1 protein-coding gene is annotated in these 834 nt (G+C 41.8%); it reads right to left on the bottom strand.

The genetic code is table 11. The features are described from left to right. Positions 1–296 precede the first annotated feature (296 nt). On the bottom strand, positions 297–834 hold a 538-nt coding region (locus tag AC6CH7_RS26455; RefSeq protein ID WP_498265560.1), incomplete at its 5' end, for a LytR/AlgR family response regulator transcription factor.

Here is an 834-nt window from a genome sequence, read left to right as displayed (position 1 = left end):
GGCCATCCCATATCCAATCCAAATGTTCCCGCTGTTTAATCCACCTATCATTGCCCCATAGCAAAAAACAAGCGTAATCAAACCATAAAATACAGTTCTCATAATACAAAAAAACTAAATGATTAACATGTGATCAGGCCTGCGGTATTTGGCTTCATCGGTTCACATTAGACCCCCGGATGTATTGCAAATATACGAAAACCTAACTATATCTTTGAACAACAGCCATTAAAAAACACTTAGGCTCTGCCTGTTAGCAATAATGTCCACAGGTGGTAAGTGGTAGCAATCCGTATTCATTGCATTCTGGAAATCAGCGCCTTCTTATAGGTATCAGATACGGGGATCAGCCGATTTGCAATTGTGATCATGTCTTTCTCAAAGGAATCAATTTTATCCAGGGCTACCAGGTAAGATTTATGTACCCTTATAAAGCGTGAAGCAGGCAATTGCTTCTCCAGTTCAACAAAAGTATCCAGCGTTTTAAATGATTTACCTTTGCAACAGATACGGCGGTAATCCCGCGCTCCCTCTATATAAAGCAATTCAGACAGCATTACCTTCTCAAGTTTTAGACCGGTTTTGATAAAAATAATCTGTTTATTAGCAGCCTTTTCTGCCAGCTCCCTTGCACGCTCAACCGCCTTAGAAAAACGTTCAAAGTCGAGTGGTTTAAGCAGATAGTCCGTAACGTTAAGCTCAAACCCCTTTATCGCATGTTCCTGGTAAGCTGTAAGGATGATCACTTGGCAGGCCGGCCTGGCGATCTCAAGAAACTGAATGCCGGACAGATCTCCAATGTTGATATCCAAAAAGATCAGATCAACAGCCGCG

It is taken from the genome of Pedobacter sp. GQ55 (genome assembly GCF_059758925.1).
The sequence above is the reverse complement of the archived record's forward strand: the minus strand, read 5'-3'. Positions and strand labels throughout refer to the sequence as shown.